23 protein-coding genes are annotated in these 23,316 nt (G+C 58.9%); 17 read left to right on the forward strand and 6 right to left on the reverse strand.

Annotated features, from left to right (window positions below; all coding sequences use genetic code 11):
- Positions 1 to 259: 259 nt before the first annotated feature.
- Positions 260 to 604: a DUF6788 family protein gene (locus tag V5N13_RS15275; protein WP_336361495.1), complete on the reverse strand. Its 345-nt coding sequence runs from the start codon at positions 602 to 604 to the stop codon at positions 260 to 262.
- A gap of 373 nt (positions 605 to 977) precedes the next feature.
- Between V5N13_RS15275 and V5N13_RS15280 the strand changes: the two genes are divergently transcribed.
- From V5N13_RS15280 to V5N13_RS15325, 10 genes are all read left to right on the forward strand, one after another.
- Positions 978 to 1,772, forward strand: a complete 795-nt coding sequence (locus V5N13_RS15280; RefSeq protein ID WP_336361496.1) for a ParA family protein — start codon at positions 978 to 980, stop codon at positions 1,770 to 1,772.
- The gene (locus tag V5N13_RS15285; protein ID WP_336361497.1) at positions 1,769 to 2,143 is read left to right on the forward strand and encodes a hypothetical protein; all 375 of its coding nucleotides are present in this window, start codon (positions 1,769 to 1,771) and stop codon (positions 2,141 to 2,143) included. Before V5N13_RS15280 ends, V5N13_RS15285 begins: the two co-directional genes overlap by 4 nt.
- A 146-nt stretch (positions 2,144 to 2,289) precedes the next feature.
- Positions 2,290 to 3,546, forward strand: coding sequence for a M20 family metallopeptidase (locus V5N13_RS15290; RefSeq protein ID WP_336361498.1), 1,257 nt, complete (start codon positions 2,290 to 2,292; stop codon positions 3,544 to 3,546).
- Positions 3,547 to 3,632: 86 nt separating this feature from the next.
- Positions 3,633 to 4,988: an FAD-dependent oxidoreductase gene (locus tag V5N13_RS15295; protein WP_336361499.1), complete on the forward strand. Its 1,356-nt coding sequence runs from the start codon at positions 3,633 to 3,635 to the stop codon at positions 4,986 to 4,988.
- A 304-nt stretch (positions 4,989 to 5,292) separates the two neighbouring features.
- The gene (locus V5N13_RS15300) at positions 5,293 to 6,468 is read left to right on the forward strand and encodes an ABC transporter substrate-binding protein (protein WP_336361500.1); all 1,176 of its coding nucleotides are present in this window, start codon (positions 5,293 to 5,295) and stop codon (positions 6,466 to 6,468) included.
- Between the two features lie 2 nt (positions 6,469 to 6,470).
- Positions 6,471 to 7,391 (forward strand): NAD(P)/FAD-dependent oxidoreductase, encoded by a 921-nt coding sequence (locus V5N13_RS15305; RefSeq protein ID WP_336361501.1) that lies wholly within the window; start codon positions 6,471 to 6,473, stop codon positions 7,389 to 7,391.
- A gap of 12 nt (positions 7,392 to 7,403) precedes the next feature.
- Positions 7,404 to 7,571 (forward strand): hypothetical protein, encoded by a 168-nt coding sequence (locus tag V5N13_RS15310; RefSeq protein WP_336361502.1) that lies wholly within the window; start codon positions 7,404 to 7,406, stop codon positions 7,569 to 7,571.
- Positions 7,568 to 7,945, forward strand: a complete 378-nt coding sequence (locus V5N13_RS15315; RefSeq protein ID WP_442905105.1) for a metal-dependent transcriptional regulator — start codon at positions 7,568 to 7,570, stop codon at positions 7,943 to 7,945. The genes V5N13_RS15310 and V5N13_RS15315 overlap by 4 nt, the downstream gene beginning before the upstream one ends.
- Before the next feature lie 79 nt (positions 7,946 to 8,024).
- The gene (locus V5N13_RS15320) at positions 8,025 to 8,186 is read left to right on the forward strand and encodes a hypothetical protein (RefSeq protein WP_336361504.1); all 162 of its coding nucleotides are present in this window, start codon (positions 8,025 to 8,027) and stop codon (positions 8,184 to 8,186) included.
- Between the two features lie 3 nt (positions 8,187 to 8,189).
- Positions 8,190 to 8,486: an amphi-Trp domain-containing protein gene (locus tag V5N13_RS15325; protein WP_336361505.1), complete on the forward strand. Its 297-nt coding sequence runs from the start codon at positions 8,190 to 8,192 to the stop codon at positions 8,484 to 8,486.
- A 1-nt stretch (position 8,487) separates the two neighbouring features.
- On the opposite strand, the gene dpsA is transcribed toward V5N13_RS15325, so the two are convergent.
- On the reverse strand, positions 8,488 to 9,033 hold the full coding sequence (gene dpsA, locus V5N13_RS15330) for a DNA starvation/stationary phase protection protein DpsA (protein WP_336361506.1): 546 nt from the start codon (positions 9,031 to 9,033) through the stop codon (positions 8,488 to 8,490).
- Positions 9,034 to 9,852: 819 nt separating this feature from the next.
- Between dpsA and V5N13_RS15335 the strand changes: the two genes are divergently transcribed.
- Positions 9,853 to 11,433, forward strand: coding sequence for a class I adenylate-forming enzyme family protein (locus V5N13_RS15335; protein WP_336361507.1), 1,581 nt, complete (start codon positions 9,853 to 9,855; stop codon positions 11,431 to 11,433).
- Positions 11,434 to 11,440: 7 nt separating this feature from the next.
- Here the strand turns inward: V5N13_RS15335 and V5N13_RS15340 are convergent, their stop codons facing one another.
- Positions 11,441 to 13,030 (reverse strand): class I adenylate-forming enzyme family protein, encoded by a 1,590-nt coding sequence (locus V5N13_RS15340; protein WP_336361508.1) that lies wholly within the window; start codon positions 13,028 to 13,030, stop codon positions 11,441 to 11,443.
- 176 nt (positions 13,031 to 13,206) lie between these two features.
- Between V5N13_RS15340 and V5N13_RS15345 the strand changes: the two genes are divergently transcribed.
- Both V5N13_RS15345 and V5N13_RS15350 read left to right on the forward strand, forming a co-directional pair.
- Positions 13,207 to 13,974, forward strand: a complete 768-nt coding sequence (locus V5N13_RS15345) for an MBL fold metallo-hydrolase (RefSeq protein WP_332900240.1) — start codon at positions 13,207 to 13,209, stop codon at positions 13,972 to 13,974.
- A 60-nt stretch (positions 13,975 to 14,034) separates the two neighbouring features.
- The gene (locus tag V5N13_RS15350; RefSeq protein WP_332900239.1) at positions 14,035 to 14,496 is read left to right on the forward strand and encodes a CoxG family protein; all 462 of its coding nucleotides are present in this window, start codon (positions 14,035 to 14,037) and stop codon (positions 14,494 to 14,496) included.
- 22 nt (positions 14,497 to 14,518) lie between these two features.
- Here the strand turns inward: V5N13_RS15350 and V5N13_RS15355 are convergent, their stop codons facing one another.
- The 3 genes from V5N13_RS15355 to rdfA all read right to left on the reverse strand — a co-directional run bounded on the left by V5N13_RS15355 (position 14,519) and on the right by rdfA (position 18,126).
- A complete protein-coding gene (locus V5N13_RS15355; protein ID WP_332900238.1) occupies positions 14,519 to 15,379 on the reverse strand; it encodes an amidohydrolase family protein in 861 nt (286 codons plus the stop codon).
- A gap of 98 nt (positions 15,380 to 15,477) precedes the next feature.
- Positions 15,478 to 17,400 (reverse strand): archaea-specific SMC-related protein, encoded by a 1,923-nt coding sequence (locus V5N13_RS15360; protein ID WP_336361509.1) that lies wholly within the window; start codon positions 17,398 to 17,400, stop codon positions 15,478 to 15,480.
- Positions 17,401 to 17,496: 96 nt separating this feature from the next.
- Positions 17,497 to 18,126: a rod-determining factor RdfA gene (gene rdfA, locus V5N13_RS15365; RefSeq protein WP_336361510.1), complete on the reverse strand. Its 630-nt coding sequence runs from the start codon at positions 18,124 to 18,126 to the stop codon at positions 17,497 to 17,499.
- 259 nt (positions 18,127 to 18,385) lie between these two features.
- Here rdfA and V5N13_RS15370 point away from each other — a divergent pair, with 259 nt between their 5' ends.
- The 4 genes from V5N13_RS15370 to V5N13_RS15385 all read left to right on the forward strand — a co-directional run bounded on the left by V5N13_RS15370 (position 18,386) and on the right by V5N13_RS15385 (position 23,239).
- The gene (locus tag V5N13_RS15370; protein WP_336361511.1) at positions 18,386 to 19,270 is read left to right on the forward strand and encodes an FAD binding domain-containing protein; all 885 of its coding nucleotides are present in this window, start codon (positions 18,386 to 18,388) and stop codon (positions 19,268 to 19,270) included.
- Positions 19,271 to 19,353: 83 nt separating this feature from the next.
- Positions 19,354 to 20,100 (forward strand): polysaccharide deacetylase family protein, encoded by a 747-nt coding sequence (locus tag V5N13_RS15375; protein WP_336361512.1) that lies wholly within the window; start codon positions 19,354 to 19,356, stop codon positions 20,098 to 20,100.
- A 105-nt stretch (positions 20,101 to 20,205) separates the two neighbouring features.
- Positions 20,206 to 20,757, forward strand: a complete 552-nt coding sequence (locus V5N13_RS15380; protein WP_332900233.1) for a (2Fe-2S)-binding protein — start codon at positions 20,206 to 20,208, stop codon at positions 20,755 to 20,757.
- Positions 20,750 to 23,239 (forward strand): xanthine dehydrogenase family protein molybdopterin-binding subunit, encoded by a 2,490-nt coding sequence (locus tag V5N13_RS15385; protein WP_336361513.1) that lies wholly within the window; start codon positions 20,750 to 20,752, stop codon positions 23,237 to 23,239. Before V5N13_RS15380 ends, V5N13_RS15385 begins: the two co-directional genes overlap by 8 nt.
- The last annotated feature ends 77 nt before the right edge of the window (positions 23,240 to 23,316 follow it).

Here is a 23,316-nt window from a genome sequence, read left to right on the forward strand (position 1 = left end):
ACCGATTCGAGTTGGATTGCTAACTCGAGCAGGCGTCCTGACCCGGGTTTGAAGCACGTCTAGTTCGGTGGTTCGTCTGAAACCGTGCATCCTGACGGTGCTATTGCCCGTGTAGTCTCAACTTCCGGCCCCACCTTTATATATCGCAATATTTGGTTTATATAACTCTCGTTCCGTCTCTTGAGGCAACCAAATCTCGACCACAGTAACCTCGAAAACCACTCCACAGCGGCCTCATTGACACCACCATTTCCGCTGTTTACTCCTGGACTCGGCCCTTGTACTCCCACTTGAGCGACTCACCCTCCCGAGTGACCACGTACTTGTATGGCCCGTGCAGATGGCCGCGCGCACACCGACAGCCCGACTTGCCGCAGGTGACTTTCTTGATAACGACCGTGCCTGACTCACTGTGTTCTACCTCCACGAGCTGCTCGTCGTCGCCATGTAACTCGGCTTCATCGGTGACTGGACGTTCGCTTAGCCACTCGATTCGCGCCTCGCAGTACCCGATGATGGCTTCGAGTGTGTCTGTTCCCTGTCGGTCGAGCCCTTCGCGGATGTAGTTTGGTATCGTTTCCGGTGGTGCCGGTGATTCGTCCATCTTACCAAACATTTCGAACACTACCCTCGTAATTGTTTGGTAAGACTGGACTTCAACCGGTTGTGCCAAACCAACGCGTTTGGCGCGTTCGTCGCTCTTTTCGTGTTCTGCTCGCTTTGCCCGTTGTGCGCCGTTGTACGTCTCTACTCGACAAAACTGCCGAACTGGCAATACTGGTTTGGATAATTTGTATGGTTGTGATAGTTTTGATAGCTGTGCGACCACCCGTTCCTTCGCAAGAACTGTTAGCTGGAAAATAACTGATTTATGCTGATAGAGACTTTCAAACCCCGAAATTCGAAGGCTCGGCCGTCGACACGAATAAAAATGTCTGACATAGCTTTATACCATTTGGACGTACAAACTGGTTTGTATGAGAGACCCGGCAAAACTCTGCGTCTCGAATCAGAAAGGCGGTGTTGGCAAGACAACCGTCGCAATCAACGTCGCGGGAGCCTTGAACCATCGCGGGCACGACGTGCTCTTCGTCGACCTCGACCCCCAGGGCAACGCGACGGAGAATCTTGGATTGATGGAAGCCTACGAAGACGAACCGCCCACGCTTTTCGATTGTCTCACCAATCCCGAGCAACGCGAGGTGATAAACGACATCATCCGCGAGCACCCAGAGATGGACGTTATTCCGTCGAACATCGACATGACCGCCGCAGAGCCGGAACTGACGCTTTCACGGCGCAGCGGCGAACAGCTTGACCTCTTGCTCAAAACCGTCGAAAAAGACTACGATTACATCATCGTTGACTGTCCGCCAAACCTCGGTAACCTGATGGACAACGCGCTGTACGCGACCCAGAACGTCCTCATCCCAGCGCTCGCAGAGTCCACGAGCAAGCGGGCGTTCGAACTCCTCTTTGACCACGTCGAGGCGCTCGAACTGGATTACGAAATCGACATCAAAGAGCGTGGGGTCATCATCAACCGCATCGACGTCCGGAAAAATCAGGCAAACGAGATGGTCGAGTGGATAAACGCGGCGTTCCCCGACATTCCAGTGTACGAGGTTCGCGAACGCGCGGACGTCCAGAAGGCGCTTGAAGCCGGTGTCTCGTTGCTCGAATACAACCCTGAGAGCGACATGTTCGACGCCTTCCTCGCGGTCGCAGAGGGGCTCGATGCTGAGTTCGGATTCGCGGAGGTTAATGCATGAGTGACGAAAGCCGAGCCAACCGCCTGCGCAGTCGGCGTCGGGCAGCAAAAGAGCGCGTTCAGACGGTCGATCCGGACGAAGAGACCGAACCGGCCGATAACTCACAACCAGCCGAACCGTCCAAACTCGAAGACGAATCCACATCTGGGTCGGTCAAAGAAGAACAAGTTGGGACGTACATGTACCTCCCACAGAGTCAGAAAAAGGAACTCGAACGCGTCTACACCGTCGCGAAAGCGCAGTACGAATACGAGTTCGACGAGGATTTCGAGAAAAACCGACACTTCTTCCCCCTGCTCATCCAGTACGGTATCGAGACGCTCGATGGCGCGTCGGCCGAGGAAATCAACGACCTCCTTGACGACCTCTGAACACTGAGGGACGCAGGACGTCCTCTCTCGTCGGTATTTTCGTTGGTTCGATACGGTTTCTACGATTTCACGCATTGCTCGCTTGCGGACTACTCTCACCGAGAAACCTTTGAAAGAAGCAAGTGTTATGTTAGTTACGAGTTTCCATGAGTCCTTCGGCCCCCCAATCCGTAGACGAGTACCTGCGTGAACGACGTTCGCTTCCGGTTACCATCGCAGAGACCCTCCTCTCGTTCGATACGCAGAACCCACCTGGCCGAACCGAAGAGAGTATCGACTGGCTGGACGAGCAGTTCGAAGCGCTCGGTCTCACGACGGAGCAGTTCGCCGTCGACCCAGCGAAACCGAACTTGCTCGTGACGTTGCCGGGGGCGAGCGAGCGCATCCTTTGTTTCAACGGCCACCTCGACACAGTCCCCTTCGACGCAGGCGAATGGACCTACGATCCGCTTGGGGAGCGCATTGGAGATCGACTCTACGGACGGGGGGCAACCGACATGAAAGGGGCCGTCGCTTCGATGCTTGCGATGGCCAAAGCGTACGTCGAAACCGAGACAACGCCGCCGGTCACACTCCAGTTTGCCTTAGTCAGCGACGAGGAGGTGGGCGGCGACGCTGGACTCCCTGCGCTCCTTAAGACGGATCACTTCCAGGCAGACGCCTGTGTTATCGGCGAATCGACCTGTCAGGATGGTCGTCACTCGGTTACCGTCGCAGACCGGGGGAGTATCTGGCTCACCCTCTCTGCTCATGGAAAGGCGGCACACGGTTCGCGGCCGATGCTCGGCGTGAACGCAATCGACCTGCTGTACGATGCTGTCACACAACTGCGAGAACAGTTCGGGCGTCGAGCGTTGACCATCGACCCTGCGATACTTCCGATTATCGATGAGTCCACCGCCTACTATGAACCGATAATGGGAGAGGCGACGGCTCGTGAGATGTTCGAATACCCGACGATAAATCTCGGAACGTTCGAAGGCGGCGAGTCAATTAACGGCGTCCCGCAATCTGCAGAGGCGAGAATAGACATTCGACTGACGGCGAGCGTGGACACGCCCGCGGTTCTCTCGGACATTCGGACCTGTATCGACGAGTGTGACGGCGTGACGCTCGCTGACGTGTCTTGGAGCCTCGGCTCTGCAGAGCCACTTGACAGCCCGCTCGTCGAGGCGGTGTCGACGGTTGCAGAAGCGATTACCGGTGAACGAGTGTACCGCAGGAGTGCGACTGGTGGGGGCGACGCGAAGAAACTCAGGCACGCTGGGATTCCGACTGTGGAGTTCGCGCTTGGAACTGATACCGTTCACGCCGTAGACGAGTACACGACCGTCGCTGCACTGGTGAATAATGCAATAGCTTACGCACGCATTCCACAGGTCTACGCCACCCTCACAGATTGACTGGCGGTACGAGTAAGCTATTCGGTCATTCTACAGTACTACGAACGACACGCCTATTCTAAACCCGTATTCCACGTCGTACTGGTATGGGAGCTACATTCGTAGTCATCGGCGGCGATGCTGCCGGGATGAGTGCGGCAAGCAAGGCGAAACGCGACAACCCCGACATTACAGTCATCGTCTTCGAGAAAGGAGAGTGGGTTTCGTACGCCGCCTGTGGGATGCCTTATTACGTCAAAGGTGTGATACCCTCGCTCAGTGACCTCGTCCAGGTCACCGCAGAGGAATTTAGAACAGAGCGTGACATTGACCTCAGAACCGGCCACGAGGTTGTCGGTATCAATCCTGATTCGAAAACGGTTAGCGTTTCAGCGTCTGGCAAGCAGTTTGAGCAATCGTACGATTACCTCCTCATCGGTACGGGTGCGCGTGCAATCGAACCACCGTTCGATGGAATGGACCTCGACGGCGTGTTCACCATCCACGACCTAAACGCAGCAGACGCCATCCACGATTATGTGGAGCAAACCGACACAGCGACGGCGGCAATTGTCGGCGGCGGTTACGTGGGCATCGAAATGGCAGAAGCGCTTGCGACCCGCGGTCTCTCAGTCCACCTGTTTGAAATGTTGTCACACGTCCTCCAGCCGTTTGGAGAGTCTGTTTCACCCATCATTGAGTCTCATCTCGAATCGAAGGGTGTTGAACTCCACCTCGACACTCCCGTCTCGGGATTTGTGGGCGACGAAATCGTCGAGTCCGTAGAACTCGAAGCGGAGATGGTGCCGGCTGATATCGTCATCGTCGGTGTCGGCGTCACGCCGAATGTCGAACTCGCCGACGCGGCGGGAATCGAACTCGGTGAAACTGGTGCCATCGCCACCGACGAGTACGGGCGAACGAACTACGACGAGATTTTCGCGGCAGGCGACTGCGCGGAAACGACGAATGTCGTCACCGCCGCTCCAGATTACGTCCCGCTCGCGCTGACGGCGAACCGCGTGGGACGGGCGATTGGCCAGACGATTGCCGGCACGCCAACAAAAATTGGCACCACCGCCGGCACGGCCATCGTGAAGGCATTCGACCTTGGCGCCGCGCGGACAGGAATACTCGACGAGACAGTCGCCCGAACCGCCGGATTCGACCCAGTATCGGTCGAGATTACGGCTCCCTCGCGCGCTCACTACTACCCCGGTGCAGAAGACCTCACCGTCACTCTCGTCGCAGACAAACAGTCTGGGCGCGTTCTCGGTGGGAGTGTCGTTGGACGCGAAGGGGTAAAGCGAATTGACACGGTCGCCACCGCCGTCCACGCAGAACTGACTGTCGCCGAACTGCAGCAACTTGACCTCGCGTATGCGCCACCGTTCAGTCCCGTATGGGATCCGATTTTGTCCGCCGCCAGGGTGCTCTCCGGTTCGATTGAAAAATCCGGATAGCGGCGACACGTACCCACTCTCCCTTACGAGTTCAGCTAGTCGAACCGGGAGTCAATTCCTAATTGCCCGAACTCCGTTCTCCAGGTACTCTATCCAAACTAGACTACCTGGACACATCGGCCAAACTACCCAATTCATTCAAGTTTGCTTTTGGGTCGGGGGGAGAGGTGAGCCTGCGCCGTCTTTGGTTGTCTTTTTGTGCCAACTATCTCGGAGATGCAACCGCTCCAAACTCAACCACCACTACGTTTAGGCCCACCTAAAAATCGAAACGCCTTTAATTATTTAGGCGAGCCTAAAACCTATGGCGAAGGAGAATTCGAAGGACAAGCGAGCAACGCGGCGCGACTATCTGAAATATGGCGGGGCGCTCCTCGCAAGCGGGTTCGTCGCCGGATGTACGGGTACCAGCGACAGTGACGAGACGACCGAACAGGGAACCGAGTCGATGACTGAATCCGGCGGAGAGACGACCGAGGCAGAGATGAAAGCCTACACGGTCTCGATGGAGCCTGTCGGCGAAGTCCAGTTCGAAAGTGTCCCCGAGACGTGGGTGGCGAACAACGGAAGCTGGGCGGACATGGGCATCGCGCTCGGCCTCGAACCACCGAAGGGCGTCTGGCTCACGAGTCGGTATCACACCCAGTACTACGACGACATTCCGGGCGTTTCGGTCGACAAGAGCGGGATGATCAACCTCTACAACGACGGCGTGAGCAAGGAGTTGTTCTACGAACTCGATGCCGACGTGCACGTCATCGACCCAAACTTCTTGCTGAACCGTTTCAAGGGCTGGGAGCAGGCCGACGTCGATGAAATCGAAGAGAACGTCGGCCCGTTCTTTGGCAACTGTATCTACGCCCAGCACTACCCATGGCACGACTCGTATGGCTACTACAGTCTCTACGAAGGCTTCGAGAAACTCGCCCAGGTGTTCCAGCGCACCGACCGCTACGAAGCGTTCGTCTCGGTGCATGAGGAGTTCCAATCGACCCTCGAACCGCTCGTCCCAGGCGAAAGCGAGCGCCCGGAAGTCGCCGTACTCTGGGGTGTCGGTGACGCACCCGAGGAGTTCTATCCGTACATCATCGGTGAGGGAACCGGGTTCAAGCACCTGAACGACTTGCAGGTGGGCGATGCGCTCGCGGACTCCGACGTGAAAGACTTCCACGGGAGTCGCGCAGCCATCGACTTAGAGACGCTCCTCGAAGTCGACCCTGAAGTGCTCATGCTTCGTGGCTACGAGGCAAAGACCCAGGCCGAGTTCGAGAGTTCGGTCGTCGCGTCGCTCGAAAACCACGAGACGGCAAGCGCACTCACCGCCGTCGAAAACGGCGACGTGTACCGCGCGGGTGGCCTGTACCAAGGCCCAATCACCAACCTCGTGTTGACCGAGCGCACGGCCAGCCAACTCTACGGTATCGAAGACGACCTGTTCGACCGCCAGCGCGTCGCAGACATCGTGAACGGTAATCTCTGACCATGTCCGCACGCGACCCCACGCGAAACACCGACCACGATTACGACGTGGCTATCGTCGGCGGCGGCCCAGCCGGGTGTTCTGTGGGCGTGCTCACCGCCCGCTACGGGCTCGATACCGCAATCTTCGACCGAGGAAACTCCTCGCTTCGCCAGTGTGCGCACTTAGCAAACTTCCTCGGCTTTCCCGCCGGTATCGACGTGGGGACGTTCTACGAGTTGATTCACGACCACGCAGAAGAAGCCGGTTGTACGCTCATCCCAGACCACGTCGAAGCGGTCACGCAGATAGCAGAGGGCTTTCTGCTTGAAACCCAAGACGGGCGGGCCGTCACAGCGCGCCGAGTCGTGGCTGCAGCGCGCTACGACGCGGCGTTCTTAGAATCGCTCGATGTCGAGGAGATGTTCGAGGCGTACGACGTCGACGGTCTGGAGGGACAGACGTTCGACCGCACCTACCCGGCTGTCGATGGCAGTACCTCGGTCGCCGGGTTGTACGTCGCCTCACCCGTAGAAGCGGTCGAACCACAGGCGCTCATCTCTGCGGGTCACGGCGCGCGCGTCGCACGCACCCTCCTCACGGACGTCCGCTGTGAGCGTGGCTTTCCCCCCGCGGTAGCCGGGCACTGGGACTGGGTTCGCGGCGATAGCACCTTGCAGGGTGAGTGGGGCGACCGTGAAACGTGGCGCGAGTGGTTCCACGACCGGATTCCAGCCGACTACCCCGTAAATGACGCCCGTCTCGAAGCCGTTCGCGAGGAAGAAATCGACCGGCGGCTTGCGACGTACATCTCCGACGAGGAGGTAGCGCGCCGCAAACAGCGTGGCCACGCGCGATTGCTCGAACACGTGGACGACGACTGCATCCTCGACGCCGCGCGGAAAATCGAGGCCGCACGAGAGGCGGACGAGACGGGTACTTGAAATCAGTCTCCAATGAACCGAGAAACTCGTCACAAACGCGGGCGGTTGTGGGCGTGGATCTACGCCACGATTTTCAACGTAGACAGCACCACTGACGAGGTGTCGGCTTCGGGCAACGACCCAGCACACCCAGCCCGCGAAACGGCGGTTGACACCAATAGTTCGGCTGTAGAACGATGATGGGAACCGCCGAATATCTGCTAGTTCTCTACATCGCAGAGCAACGCGAAGGCGCACCCGTCGCGCCCGGTGACGTGGCAGCCCGCCTCGGGCGGTCACCGTCTGCGACCACGGAGATGCTCCAACGTCTCGACGCCCGTGGGCTTATCGCCTACGAACCCTACGAAGGTGCAACGCTCACCGAATTCGGCCGCGACACCGCCCACGACGTGTACGAAACGTACCGTATCCTCTCACAGTTTTTCCGGGATGTGCTCGGCCTCGAAGCCTACGACGCGGAGGCGATGCAACTCGCCGGAACCATCAGCAAGTCCGTCGCAGAGCGACTCGCTGCCACGTTGCTTGTGTCCGAGAGTAGCCCCGCGCCACCCTAACGAGTGGGTCACTCATCTCGGGGCTGTGGGCCGTCTCGAATCGCATCCTTTTTGTTTTAGGTCTGCCTAAACAATGATAATGGCCGTCAGCACTCACTCGCACGCTGAAAAACACCCCGACGGAGATCAGACCCCCGAAATCGTGGTCTGTGAGACCTGCCCCGGTCGTTCAATCTTTCTCGAAGCAGGCAACACCGACGGCTGGATTTCTAGCGATGTAACGATGAATGTCACGCAATAACTCATGACTGACACACACTCCACTGAAAACTCAGACCGTACGATTATCCGGACCGGCCGGGACTTCGAACAGGAGTTCCGTCTCGACGCAAAAGAGGCCGGGAAGTTCCTCATCGAACTCGGCAAACAGCTCCGCGACAGCGACGAACTCACCATCTCCACCGACGAGTGGGAACTGCCGTTCGCGTTTGGAGAGCCAGTCGAAGTCGAAATCGATTTCGAAGGCGTTGGCGAGCCAGAGCTCGAAATCGAAATCGAACTGCCCGGGCGAACGGACGAAAAAGCGCCAAACGTCGAGTAGTTTACTTCGTTGCGGAATCGAGGACGAGCGTGTCGTCTTCTAAGTAGTGGGCGATGACGTGGGCGTGTTCTTCGACATCTTCAATTTGCTCGCGGAGCATGTGCGCCGTCGCGTAGTCCCCGAGCCTTTCTGCGAGTTCGATGTGCTCGCGGTAGCTCTCGATGATGTCACCGTACATCTCGAGGTCGTTCGCAAGCGACGTGCGAATGTCGTAGACATCTTCGTCTTCCGGCTCGACGGTCGCGGCCTCTGAGAGCGCCTGCATGCTCGCGTGTGGGACGCCACCGATGGCTTGGGCGCGCTCTGCGATGGCGTCTGCGGCCAGTTCGACTTCCTCGTAGGCCTCTTGGAGGAAGCGGTGGATATTGAGATGCTCTGCGCCTTCGACGTTCCAGTGGTGCTTGTGGAGCTGGTGATACAGCACGTACGCATCTGCGAGGTCCGAGTTCAGCGCGTCGATGATCTGCGCTGCCTTGTCTTGGTCGAGGCGGACGGGGTTCGATTCGACGGTGCCTGCCTTCTGACGGATGGTCTTTTGTGTACTCATTACACCCTCCAATTGGGGCGGGAGCCTCTTATAACTTTTCAACAAACAAACAATTTTTCGTGCCACCTAAAACTCGCTGTTTGTGTACTACGTCAGAGATGTCAGTAAATGCGCCTCACCCAAAACTGACTGAAATTTTATCTAATATAGGGGCTCCCCACCACAATCGAAATCCACTTGCTGCGACCACCCCCACGAGAAATCGGCTGTGCCCGACCGGAACCTCTAGAATTGTTGGAAAAATACGAGCACCACACACGGTGAGCCAGTGTGTATCTCCCCACACGATCTGTCCAAACTAGTTTGTCTATTTTGGACGATTTGGCTGTGTTGGCTGGCCAATCCGGAACGAGTCGTGAACACCACCGACTCAGTAACATCAAAAATAATACGTCCCTGTCAATTAGACGGATTATTTGCATATTCTTGTTACGACTCCCGAACGTTGAATAACCTTCATTGAAACGACGAAGTCCTCATATTTTTTGAATTATTATTGGCTCTCTTGTAATAGCTGCCCAAACACTTTTTCTAATCTCGAAAATTGTTCTGTACCTCCGAAAACCACGCAATTCGCCACCCCAAAGACTATTGAACGCCCCCTATTGAGTCGGTATTGGCCATATTCCCTAATAGTTTGTTTGAATTCACAGAACAAGATAACTCATTTATGACAATAATATTTTAATCAAACCTTTTAGTCAGCTACTGCCGACATATCCTGCTTCTCGGTGACCTTCGACAGCGTCTCGCTCAAACGACTGGCCCACTCTCGGTGAGGGATACACCTATACATTCTGCGAAACCTCAGTATTGAGAATGACAAACTGGGTGCTCAATTTCGAGACACAGGTGCACAATCGAGGGCACGCCGTTGCGATTGTCCACGACGGTCGGTCGAAAACGTACGACGAGCTGAACCGCGATGCGGGGGCGTTCGGCAACTGGGTGAATCGACGCGGGTTCGAGAAGGTCGCCCTCTTTTTGCCGAGCATGTACGAGTTTCTCGTTGCCCAACTCGGGGCGCTCAAAGCCGGAGTTCCGGTCGTGCCGGTCAACTACATGTTCGGCCAGGAGACCATCGGGTACGTCCTCACCGACGCGGAAGCCGACGTGGTGCTCACACAGGCGACGGATGCCGCGCTCGTCGCTGAGGTGGTAGACGACACCGTCGTCGAAACCGTCGTCACGATTGGCGACTCCCCCCACAGCGACCAGACGCTAGACGCCATCCTCGCGTCCGAATCCCCGATGCTGACGGCGGCACCAAAGCGCGATGGGGACCTTTTCAACCTGAACTACACGAGCGGGACGACGGGCGACCCAAAGGGCGTCTACAAAACCCACCGCAATATGAGCGCCCACATCACGAACATGGAACACGTCTGGAAACTCGGCCCCGACCAGACGTGGATAAACGCCGGCCCGCTCTATCACACCGCGGGCCTCGAATCGAGTACGCTCCCGCTCTTACAAGCCGGCGCGACGGTCGTCTTGATGCAGTGGGATGTAGCACGATTCCTCGAACTCACCGAACGCCATCAAGCGTCGAGCGCCTACATCGTCGGCTCGATGCTCATCGACCTCGCAAAATACGACGACCCTGAGCGCTTCGACACCTCGTCACTTCGCAACGTCTTCTGTGGCGGTGCGCCAATCGGGCAGGCAGATTACGACGCCGTCGCGGAGAAATACGACGTTGCCGCCTCCGAATTTCTTGGCTTCACCGAAGCGGGCATCTCGTTTACCTACCCCATCGGGATGCTTGGCGCGTACGAACCCACGAGTCACACCTCGATGAAAGTCCCCGACTCGTGTGGCAGACCGCTGTTCAATCAGGTCGAGGTGCGACTCTGTGACCCCGACACCGACGAGGTCGTGACGGTTATCCAGCCAGACGGCGAGACCACGCCGGGACGCGGCGAACTCCAACTGCGCGGCGAGTCCGTTTTCGAGAAGTACTACCGGAAACCAGAACAGACAGCCAACGCGTTCACCGAGGACGGGTGGTACCGAACGGGCGACGTCGTCAGCGTGGACGAAGCGGGCTACGTCTACTATCAGGACCGAGCCGACAACATGCTCGTCACGGGCGGCGAGAACGTCTACCCGCGGGCTATCGAACCCGTCGTGAACACCCACCCATCGGTTCACGAATCGGCGGTGTTTGGCCTCCCACACGAGCGATGGGGCACCCAAATCTGTGTCGCCGTCGTCCCCAAAAAATCTGCAGACCTCACGGAAGCTGCCATCATCGACTTTTGTAAGGCGTCGGACGCGCTCGCAGACTACGAAGTCCCAAAGCGCGTGTACGTCCGCGAGACGATCCCGAAAACGCCGACCAACTCGATTCGCCGTCGCGTGCTCACCGAGGAATATTCGACACAGGCAGAACAGTAACCGGCAGCTACAGCGTCACTTCCGCGAACACCGTCACGTCGATGTTGGGCTTTCTGAGTTCTCTGCGGAGCAGTTTGCCGACGTTGCTCTTCGAGATCTCATCGACGAACACGTACTTCTGTGGGCGCTTGAAATCCGCGAGCGAATCGCTTTCGAGACAGTGGGTGTCGAGTTCCATCGCAAGCGCCTCGAAATCGACCGACTTGGGCGGTTCTGCGACGTACACGAACGCCGCGATTGCCTGATTCCACTTCTCGTGTTCTAAGCCAACCACTGCGACTTCGTGGACTTTTGGATGCCGCCCGAGCGTCGATTCGACTTCGACGGGGTAGATGTTCTCGCCACCGCTCAGAATCATGTCGTCGACGCGGCCGACGACGTGGATTCGCCCGCGCGCCGAGATGTAGCCGAGGTCGCCGGTGAAAAACCACCCGTCGTGAATCGCCGGTTTCGCCCCGCCGAGATAGCCGACCATCGTCTCCGGGGAGCTTGCATCTACGATTACCTCCCCGAGGTCGCCCTCCGGCACTTCGTCGTCGGGGTCATGGTCGCCGTTCTGGCGGAGGTGGACGATTCGAACGTCGGTGTTGATTCCGGGCTTTCCCGCACATCGGTCGTGGCCGCTGTGTCGGCAGACGCTGTGGGTGTACACCTCCGTACTGCCGTAGTGATTCACGAACGACTCGGGGTCGATCTTTGCTTTGATGTGTTCTTGAATCGGGTCGCGCATAACCATCCCGCCGTAGGACACCCGCCGCACGCAGTCGAGGTCGAACTCGTCGATTATGTCTGACATGAACAGGTCGTGATACACCGAGGGAACCATGTGGAGGTTCTCGATACCCTCCTCGGTCACGGCATCGAGCGTCTCCTTTGGAGAGAACGAGCCTTGGGCCACCCACGTCATGTTGAGCAACACGGCCGTCGTCAGCGTGTGAAAGCCCATGGTGTGAAACAGCGACATCAAGCCGAGTACTGATTCACCGTCGCGCCATCCCAACTCGTAGGCTTGGGCGACCGAGGCCGCGTAGGTGTTAAAGTGCGACCGACGGACGCCCTTTGGGTCGCCCGTCGTCCCGCTCGTGTGAAGGATGATGCTGTCTGCATCGGCGGGTACCCACGTCGGTTCGAACTCGTCGGTTGCGATTTTCACGAACACGTCGTAGGGAATCGCAAACCCCGGCGTGTCAGCATCGACGTAGATGAACGTCTCTATGTCCAGTTCTCCGCGCGTTTGTTCGACCACGTCTCGACTTTCGCCTGAGAAAAAGAGCAGTCTCGGTTCTGCCGTCTCCATCAGATGGTGAAACTCCTCTGGGGCCGCACGGTAGTTGAGCGGGACGAACACGGCGCCGACGTACTGGGTCGCCCAATAAAGCGTCGCCAACTCCGCACGATTGCGCATTATCGCGCCGACTCGGTCGCCGGGCCCGATGCCCAACGAAGAGAGCGCAGACGAGAGCGATTCCACCTTCGCTCCCCATTCACCGTAGGTGTATTGCGCACCGGTGTCCGCATCGACGAGGCCGACGTGGTCGGGTGCGCGGGCCACCGTCCGCGCGAAAACGTTCCCCATATTGGCCGTCGCGTCGGTCATTAGTAGAGTCATACTGGCGAGGAGTAAATAGGTGCCGCCGGTGTTTGATACGGCGTAGACACGCGACCAGTCTATCCCGAAAACCGCCTGCAGAGCCGGTACAACCGCAATTATTGCGGGTCGCGACTGCCGACTATGAAACCTTTATAGTAATCCTGCAGAAACCCTACGCCTGTATGACTCAGATAGACATTCTACTGCACGGTATCCCCGGGCGTTCGAGTCACGGCTATCTCGGACAGGCCTCCGCAGTGCTCGTAAACGAGAAGTCGATGGTCGATGTCGGTTCCATCGGGCGGCGACCAGTGCTCGAAAAATCGTTCGAAAACGTCGACGTCGAACCCGAAGACGTAGAGGACGTCCTTCTCACACACGTCCACTTTGACCACTGTGACAACATCGACCTGTTCCCGAACGCCACAATTCACGTCTACGGCCCGGAGATGCAGCGGCTCAAAGACGGCGACTTAGACTGGGCAACGCCGATTTCGGCAGAGGCGATGTTCGATAACCACGACGTGAACCTCTTCGACACCGGCGACGTCATCAACGGCATGGAAGTCGTCCCGGCACCGGGCCACACCGAACACCACGTCGCGTTCATCCTCGAAGACGACGACCTCACCTACGGCTTCACCGGCGACGCCGTGAAGAACACGCGCGAACTCGCGACGATGAATCCGATGGTGCTCTACAGCAAAGAGGCAGCCATCGACACCTTAGAGCGCATGGCAGAGCGCCTCGACTTCGTCATTCCGGGCCACGACACGCCGTTTTACATCGAAGACGGCGAGCCAATCGCCACCGTGGACGTCGATTGGGGCGTGAACCTTCAGTTCTCGCCCGCCTCTGCAACCACGACCGAAATTTCGAGCAACCGGTCGGTGACGCGCGAACTCCCAGACGGCGTCAACGACGCGACCGCCCGCCAAGAGTTCCACTGAGCGGGCTCCGGGGGTGGTGAACCGAGCCTTTTAAGACCTATTCGAGTGAAACGCGTTACCATGCACCTTGAAGGTGAGCAAGCATTCAATACGCCAGTGGCTACCGTCTGGGACACCTCGTTTCGTCCCGACATTCTCGAAGCCTGTATTCCGGGCGCACAGTCGGTCGAACGCACCTCGGACACCGAATTTAGCGCCGTCGTTCGCCGTGGGCTGGCGAGCATCTCCGTGACGATGGAACTAACCTTTGACGTGGTCGAAGACAACCGACCGGACGACGTCACCATCGAAATGGAGGGGACTGACAACCGGACGAACAGTACGGCGGCGGGCGACATCGCCATCGATGCCAGCGAAAGCGACGACGGGTCTGTCCTCAGCTACGAAGCCGATTTAGAGTTCACCGGGCGCCTCGCCTCGCTGGGCAGTCGGCTCATCAAGCGGCAAATCAACAAAGACCTCTCTTCGTTTTTCGACAGTTTGCAAGAACAGGTCGAATCGGAAAGCGCGATTTCAGAATAAGCAGCCGGGTCGGTTGCTGGAATTAGAACCCGAACACTTCTTCTGCGTTTCCACCCATTATCGCGTCCGTCGCCTCCTGTGAGAGGCCGAGGTCGCGCACGTCGTCTGCGTTGTCCTTGATGTCCGGAATCATCGGCGCAGGCCAGTCGGAACCGAACATCGTTTTGTGGGCGATGGATTCGAGTTTCGGGAACGCGTCGAGCAGGTTCGTCGGCGGGATAGAGGAGATATCGAAGTAGATGTTGTCGTGACGGCGGTAGAGATAGAACGCCTCGTCGTAGTAGAGCGGGCGGCCACCGTGACACATCACCACGTCAACGTCGAAGTCCATGCACACGTCATCGACGTACATCGGGTCTGTGTGGATGTTGCGCGCGCCGGGGAAGAAGCTAGTCCCCGTGTGGATGACGACGGGAATGTCTGCGTCTGCACACCGCTGGTACAGCACTTCGAGGCGCTCGTTGTTATTGCCGACCGGTGGGTCGCGGTAGGCGTTCGGGCGCACGTCTTGGTGGGGTGGGTGGAGTTTCACACCATCCAAATCGAGGTCGTCGATGATGCGGTCCATCCGCGCGTGCACGTCGTCTACGGTGCCGTCTAAGTCGATACCGGCGACCGACCGGAGCCGGTCTGGGGCGGCGTCGCGGAACTCGGCGGCGAACTCGTTTACCTCGGGTGGGTAGCCCACGATATCCTTCGAGACGTAGTTGATCGCGACGGCACCGTCGAACCCCTGTGTGTCGAGATATTCGAGGAACAGTTCCGGATTCTCCGCCATCTCCCACGCCTCGTCGAAGCGCCGCTGGAGGTTCCGGAATTTGTCGATGGCTCCCTGCTTTGCGAGCCAGAACGGATTCATGTGTACGTGGCAATCGATCAGCATCGTCTGTCCCTTCTTCCCCATATTATAAATATGGTATGGGTTGACGTGGTCTGCCAAAATCGCAACACGAAAGGGCGACAGGAAACCGAGAACGTAGCTCAGAACGCGGTGATACGCCGGTAGTCGTCTGCGAGCACCTGCGAGTCTTCGGGGAGCAACGCGATGACGAGATACGGGACGTGTTCCTCGAAATACGCCACCAGTTTCGCAATCCGGTTTGCGTCGAGCGCTTCGAGCGAGTCGAGCAGCATGAACGGCACGGCTTCGTGGACGTCGTGGGTGAGGTAGCCCGCGAGCGCGAAGACGAGGCCCATCACCTCACGTTCGCTCTCGCTCAGGTGGGAAACCGTGTCTTCGTACACCGTTCCCGATGCCGTCTGGCGGACGATGTGCAACTCGAAACTGCTCTCACCGCGCGTGTTGGTGAGCCGTTCGATCCAGATGCGGTCGATGTTCTCGTAATCGAGGATGCGAATCACCCGTTCCATCTCCTCGTTGAACGTCTCGACCGCCTCTCGCTCGATGTCGTCAATCCGGCTTCGAAGCGCTTCCAACCGGCTTTGACACTCCGCTCGCTCGCGTTCGAGCGTCGGGATACGCTCGATTGCCTCCTCGATGTCTTCTATTTTCGCTTCGACGGCTTCGAGGTCGGACTGTGCGGTCTCCAGTTCGAATTCGGCTTCGATAGCTGCTTGGTGGAGCGCCAGCACCTCGTCGCGGTCTTCTCGTTCGAGCTCTGCGACCTGCGCTTTGTACGTCTCGACGGTCTCTTCGACGTCCTCGCGGGTTGCTTCGAGGTCGGCAACGGTCTCGCGGCGACGTTTCAGTTCTTGAGTTGCCCGCGACAGGCGGTGTTCTGTCTGGTCACGCTCTTGTTGCTTGCGCTCGATTTCGGTGCGCTCTGCTTTGACCGCCTCTATCTCTCCAACGACCTCCATTCGCTCGTTGACCTTGTCTGCCCGCAGCGCATCGAGTTCCTCGATGATGGCTTCGATGTCGGCTCGCTCGACCTGGCTTCCACAGGTCCAACAGATGACAGACTCGACATCCGCGAGCAGTTGCTCCATGATGTGGCTTCGCTCTGACTCGTCTGCGAACAGCTCGCGCACTTCGGTGTCGTCTTCGAGCATCTGCCTGTTGAACTCGATGACACCTTGGAGGCGTTCGATGACCGAATCGAGGTTCCGCTTTCGCTCTTGGTAGGTTCCAAGACGCTCCCCGAGGTCGCTGATGGTTCGCACCGACGCCGGAAGCTCTGCGAGCGTTTCGGTCAGTTCGTCGCGCTCTGTTTCGAGGGCGTCGATGCTGTCGCGCTCGGTGGTGATGCGCCCGCGAACGGTCTCGAGTTTGGCTTGCGCGTCGTGAAGTTCTGAGAGGAGTTGCTCCTGTTCGCTCTGGCGGGATTTGGACTGTTCGACGTTCAGGTTCTGTTCCTCGAGTTTGGCGGTTTTCGCGTCGACTGCTCGTTTCTGTTCCTCGATTGTTTCCGTGAGTGTATGGCGGCGCTCTTCGAGTTTCGGCAACTCCTGTTTTTTCGCTTCGAGCGAGCTAATCGTCTCGCTGAGCCGTTGTTTCTCGGCTTGTACTTCTCGAATTTCGCGGTCGATGGCGTCGGTGTCCACGGGCCGCATGATGAGTTCGTGGAGGTCCTCGTTTCGGGTTGCGGTCTGGCGGGCTTCGTTGGTCTCGAATAAGAAGGCGAACAACGAGGCGACTTCGGCGTCGTCAGTGTACGGATTCCCGTCCGTGATGACGGTTCGATTCGCCCGTTCGTAGGTTCGTCGAAAGGAGTCGCCGTCCAGTTCGAGCGTCACGTCGCCCTCGGTCGCATCTCCCTTGAGGTTCGCTTCGTCGCCCCCGAGTGCGCCCGCGAGCGCTCGCAAGAACGAGGTTCGATTCGTCGCATTCCTCCCTTCGAGAATCGTCACCCCCGGTTCGAACGAAAGCTCTGCGTCCTCGATGCCCCCAATATTTCGCACGCCAACGTGGGCAATCGAGTGTGCTTCCTGAGACTGTTTCATACCAGCGTTACTGAGCGATAGGTCAAAATACTATGTGTTGTCGTACCTCTTCGCTGGTTCGGCATCTCCACGTTCACACGGTCGCTCGATTACCGCTTACGTCGCTGTGTCGCCGTCACGTTGGCACTGACAGCCGCCGTGGGACGCGATGTCTGCGAAGTCGGTGATGGTTCCACAGCGTTTGCACATGACGCGAAAGCTCACGATTGGGCGATAGTTGTCGTCTGCGAGCGCGTCTGCGTTGCTGAGGCGCGTTACGGTATCGCCGAGGACGGCTTCGGCCCGACTCTGGAGTCGGTTGATGCGGTCGAGTTCGCCGTCGACCGTCACTTCCGTCTTCGTCTTCGAGACGTGCAGGCAGTTTCGCAGGTGACGGTACATCGTCTGATGGGAGATGAACTCAGAGCGAAGCGTGCTCACGTCCACGCCGTAGTTTTCGAGTCGCCCGTGTGCCTCTGCGGTCATCCCTTTGCTGACATCTCCCGTGAGCAGGTGATAGAGACTCTCGACTTCGCTTTTCACCGCGCTGTGGCCCGCAGTCGACAGTGTGCGAGCGAGAATCGTGCGATTGAACAGGTCTGCGAGCTCCCGAACGCTCTGTTTTTCGAAGCCGTCGCCGCGCCAGCGCGCTTCGAGTTCTTCGTTTACGCTCTCCATGCGATACCGCGAGACGAGCCGACCGACCTTGCACTCACATCGAGGGACGTCTCCGTCCGTATCCTCCATACCTGTCGCACTCACCGGGGGGTGTTACGTGTTACGCTCGTTCTACCGACCGTCACGTCGGTACGGCCGTCCTCACGAGCGTTCTCGCCGTGGCCGCGATTGCGAGACCACCCGTGTAACAGCAATTTGTTACAGTTGTATGGCTGTAACAATTCTTGGAACACACGGTCCGTGAGCCCATTTGGGCAACCGCAGCCATTCTCACGCCTCCGACCACCGGGGAAGAATTATTACCATCCCCTCGAATCCGAGTAGTACGATGTACCCGTCTGAGTTTAAATATCTCGCCGCCGAGTCTGTAGACGACGCGCTCACGCTGATAGCCGACCACGAGTTCGCTGAAATTCTCGCGGGCGGGCAGAGTCTCATCCCGTTGCAAAAAGAGCGACTCGCCATGCCCGACTACGTCATCGACATCTCCGAAATCGCGGAACTCGACTATATCGAAGAGACCGCAGACGAAATCCGCCTCGGCGCGGTCACGACGCACACGACGGCCGAAGAATCTGAACTGGTTCGCGAACACGTTTTCATCTTCAGCGAATGTATCTCGAAAATCGCAGACCGCCTCGTCCGCAATCGCGGCACGGTCGGCGGCACTGTCGTCGAAGCCGACCCCGACGGCGACTACATGCCGGTGATGAAACTGCTCAACCCCGACGTAGTCGTGACCGGCCCAGACGGCGAGCGCGTCATCCCCTTCTCTGAGTTCTACATCGGGATGTTCACCGTCGATATCGAAGAAGACGAACTCCTCACCGAGGTTCGCCTGCCGAAACTTCCCCTCCTCCCCGAGGCCGCAGGCGTTGGTAGCACGTACAAGAAACACGTGAACCGTTCGGGTGACTACGCCATCGTCGGGGTCGCCGCGCTCGTCCACGTCGATGACGACGGGTCGATTATCGACGCCCGCGTCACCATCGGGAGCGTCGGCCCATTGCTCACGTCAGAAGGTGCCGCAGACGCCGTCGTCGGCACGAAACTCGACGAGGCCTCACTTGAAGCGGCCGCAGACGCCGTCGAAGCCGAGGTCATGCCCGACCAAGAGGGACGACTCGGCGCGTACAAACGCGCGATGGCCGGTGAGTTCACGCAGCAGGCGCTGCGTACGGCCTACGAACGCGCGCTCGCAGACAGCCAGTAAACAGTCCCCGAAACTCACGACGGGTTTTCTCTTTTTGCGGAAAGGTGGTTTTATTAGACCATGGTAGAAAGTCACACCGACCAATGGACGATATTAGCGACATGAAGCGCCGCGAAGTCGAGGCGTTTCTCTCTTTCGTAGCAGGCGCAGAAACGGAACGCGCGGTCAAAGCACGGTCCTATCACATCCTCGCGACGTACGAACAGGAGGACTTTGAGCGCGTCTCAGACCTGTTTACCGATGTTGGGGCGACCGCCGGGTTCGCATTCCTCGGGCGCGACGTGGACGACCAAGCGCCCTCCATCGAGATGGTAGCAGACCGCGGCCACGAGGTCGTGTTGCACGGGCATCGCCACGTCAAGTTCGGCGGCCTCTCCTACGAAACGGCACACGACGACCTCTCACAGGGAATGGCCGCCATCGAAGACGCCGCGTCGGTCACGCCGACTGGTTTTTTCGCGCCGTTCAAGGCCGTGAGCGAGGGGACGCTCAAAGCCGCCGCCGAACTCGACCTCGGGTGGGTACTCGGGAAACCCGATGAGGGGGCAACCGTCCCTGCCGAGGTCGAACTCATCGACTCCGTGTATCCCCACGACTCTCGCCTGCTCGAAGGCGGCACCTCGCCCGCAGACACGTTCGAGCAGTTAACTGACGCCGCCGCAGACGGCGAGACGTTCCTGTTCCACCCGAACCTGCTCGACTACTACGACGCGAACGACGAGTTCGCAGAGTGGATCGAAGCCGTCGGCCCAGTGTCGGTGGGCGAGCAAGTCGAAGACGGGGGCGTTGGCGTCGTCCTCGACTGCCTCCGCCCGCTCAGAATCGAGTAACCGGGTACACGGCAGGCTGGATTTTCCCTGTTTCAGGGGCCAACACCCGATTCTTCACCGTCAGTAATGCTTAATAACCATGGTTCGGTACGTGAATACGTTTCAATGACAGCCGAGCAATACACCAGTACCGTCACCGTAACCGTGAACGGTGACGAGGAAACACACGAGGTTCCAGACCGGAAGCTCCTCGTCCACTTCCTCCGCGAGGACGCCGGCTGTACCGGCGTCCACCAGGGATGCGTCGTGGGGAAGTGCGGGGCGTGTACGGTCGTCGTGGACGGGACGCCGATGAAGTCCTGTATGATGTACAGCGCGCAAGCCAACGGGAAAGAAATCATGACCGCACGCGGGTTGGGGCCAAAAGCAGAGGAAGAAGGCGTCGCGCTCGAGGACGACGGCGACATGCTCCACCCGATTCAGAAGGGCTTCAAGGAGAATCACGGTCTCCAGTGTGGCTATTGTACGCCCGGCTTTGTGCTCTCTACCTACGGTCTCCTTTCAGAAAACGACTCACCCTCTGAAGCCGACATCGACGCTGCCGTCTCGGGGAACATCTGCCGCTGTACGGGCTACAACAGCATCGTAGACAGCATCGAATGGGCCGCAGAAGAACTGAAAGCCATCCGCGCCGACACGGGGGCGGCCGATGACTGACGACGCCCGGTCTGAAGACACCTGTTCTGACACCGCCAGAACCGACGGTGGTGCGGCGGCGGTCAAAGCCGTCGAAGCGGAGGAACAACCTGCGCGAGAAAAGAACGTCGGCCAGCCGCTAAAGCGAAAGGAGGACAACCGACTCACGACCGGTCGCGGGCGCTATATTGAGGACTTAGAACCCGTCCCGAATCTCCACTACATTGCCGTCCTGCGCTCGCCGCTCGCCCACGCGAACATTGAGAGTATCGACGCGAGCGCCGCGCTCGAACTGCCCGGTGTCAAGGCTGTCGTCACCGGGCAGGACGTTGCAGCCCGCGTCAAACCGTTCCCGGCCGCCGTCCAGAATCCGTCTAACGCCTACTATCCGATTGCGGTGGACAAGGTTCGCTACTACGGCGAGCCCGTCGCCGTCGTCGTCGCAGACGACCGCTACCGGGCACACGACGCGCTCGAACACATTCGCGTCTCCTACGACCGTCTCGACCCGATTCTCGACCCGGAGGAAGCCGTCGAAGACGACGCGCCGCAAGTTCACGAGGGCGGCAACGTCGCAAACCACCGCGTCCTCGAATACGGCGACGTGGAGGCGGAGTTCGACGCCGCAGACCACATCGTCGAAGAGCGATTCGAGTACCCGCGCACGGCGTACCCGCCGCTCGAAACCTACGGCGTCATCGCGGACTACGACGACGGACAGGACACGCTCGACATCTGGGCAAACTTTCAGGGGCCGTTCTCGCTGCATGCCGTGACGACGGCCGTGTTGCCCCTTCCCGAAAATCGCATCACCCTTCGCGTCCCCTCGGATCAAGGCGGCGGCTTCGGCGTGAAGTGTTCGCTCTATCCGTACATGGTGCTGCTCTCTGCGGTATCCATGGAAGCGGGCGTCCCCGTGAAGTGGGTCGAGTCCCGCCAAGAGCACCTGCTCGCGAGTTCGATGCACGCAAACCGCGTCCAGTACCTCGAAGGCGCAGTTGACGACGACGGTAACATCCGCGCAATTCGCTTCCGGCAGTACGACGATTACGGTGGGTACGTCAGACCCCCAGAACCGGGGGCGACCTACCGCCCGATTGCGAATTGGCAGGGGCCGTACACCATGAACGCCCTCGGGGCGGAGCTTTTCGCCGTCAGGACGAACAAGTGTCCGACCGGCCCGAACCGCGGCTATGGCTGTCACCTGCACTACTTCGCGCTCGAAGGGCTGGTCGACCGGATGGCGGAGACCATCGACATGGACCCGGCCGAGTTGCGCCTTCGCAACTTCATCGAAGACGATGCGTTCCCGTTCGAGTCGCTCACTGGCGGCCTCTACGACAGCGGTCAGTACGAGAAGGCAATGCGGATGGGCCTCGAAGCCATCGACTACGAGAACCTCACGACCGAGAGCGACGACGAGGACACGCTCGTCGGCATCGGGATGGCCGCGGTGGTCGACCCACAAGCGTCGAACATGGGTTACCTCGACGTGGCGCTCCCGAAGGAGATGCGCAAAAACACCAAGTCAGGTGCCTTAGAGGCGATTACCGTCATCGTCGGTCCGGACGCGACGGTCAAGGTTGACCTCACCGACTCGCCACAGGGACAGGGGCACGAGACGACGGTGAGCCAAATCGTCGCCGACGAACTCGGCGTCCCGTTCGACGCGGTGAAGGTGAACACGGGTATCGACACGAGTGCAGACTCGTGGGCCATATCCTCTGGCACCTACTCCTCGCGCTTCGGGACGATTGGCCACGCCGCCGTCGCGAAGGCCGCCGGAAAAGTGCGCGACCAGATCCTGACCATCGGTGCACACCTGCTCGGCGTCTCTGTAGACCGCGTCGAACTCAGAGACGAAGCCGTCGTGAGCGACGAGGGCGACGCTGTCTCGCTTCGCCGCATCGCCGGAACGACCTACTGGGACCCACAGCAGTTGCCCGAGGGTGTCGAGCCGAAGCTGGCTGCACTCTCGGTCATGGGCATGAATCAGGCGACGGCCGTCACCGACGACGACAAGGTGAACTCCTCGATGACCTACGCCTTCGGCGCGCACTTCGCCGTTGTCGAAGTGAACAAACGAACCGGCGTCGTTAACATCAGAGACTACGTCACCGTCCACGACCCCGGCACCGTCGTGAACCCGCTCATCGTTCGCGGGCAAATCGAAGGCGGCACCTTCCACGGCTACGCGAGCACGTTCTACGAGTTCCACGAGTACGACGAGACGGGCACGCTCCAGACAGACTCGCTCATGGACTACGCGATGCCGACCATCAAAGAGCGCCTGAAGATGCGTCACGAACACGTCGAGACGCCGTCGCCGTTCACCGAAATCGGGTCAAAAGGCACCGGCGAGGCGGGGACGCAGGCAACCGTGCCCGCGCTCTCGAACGCGGTGCGCAACGCGCTCATCCAGGCGGATGTCGACTTAGACACGCTGCCGATTACGCCAGACCGCGTCTGGGAACTCCTCCACCCGTCCGAGACGGACGACTGAACCGCGAGCTCTCACGTTTTTCGACGCAATTTACCGCCATTATCGGTGGAAGAAACGGCTATCATGTGCCATGATAG

Origin of the sequence: Haladaptatus sp. ZSTT2 (genome assembly GCF_037081775.1) — an archaeon.
Classification (GTDB): domain Archaea; phylum Halobacteriota; class Halobacteria; order Halobacteriales; family Halococcaceae; genus QDMS2.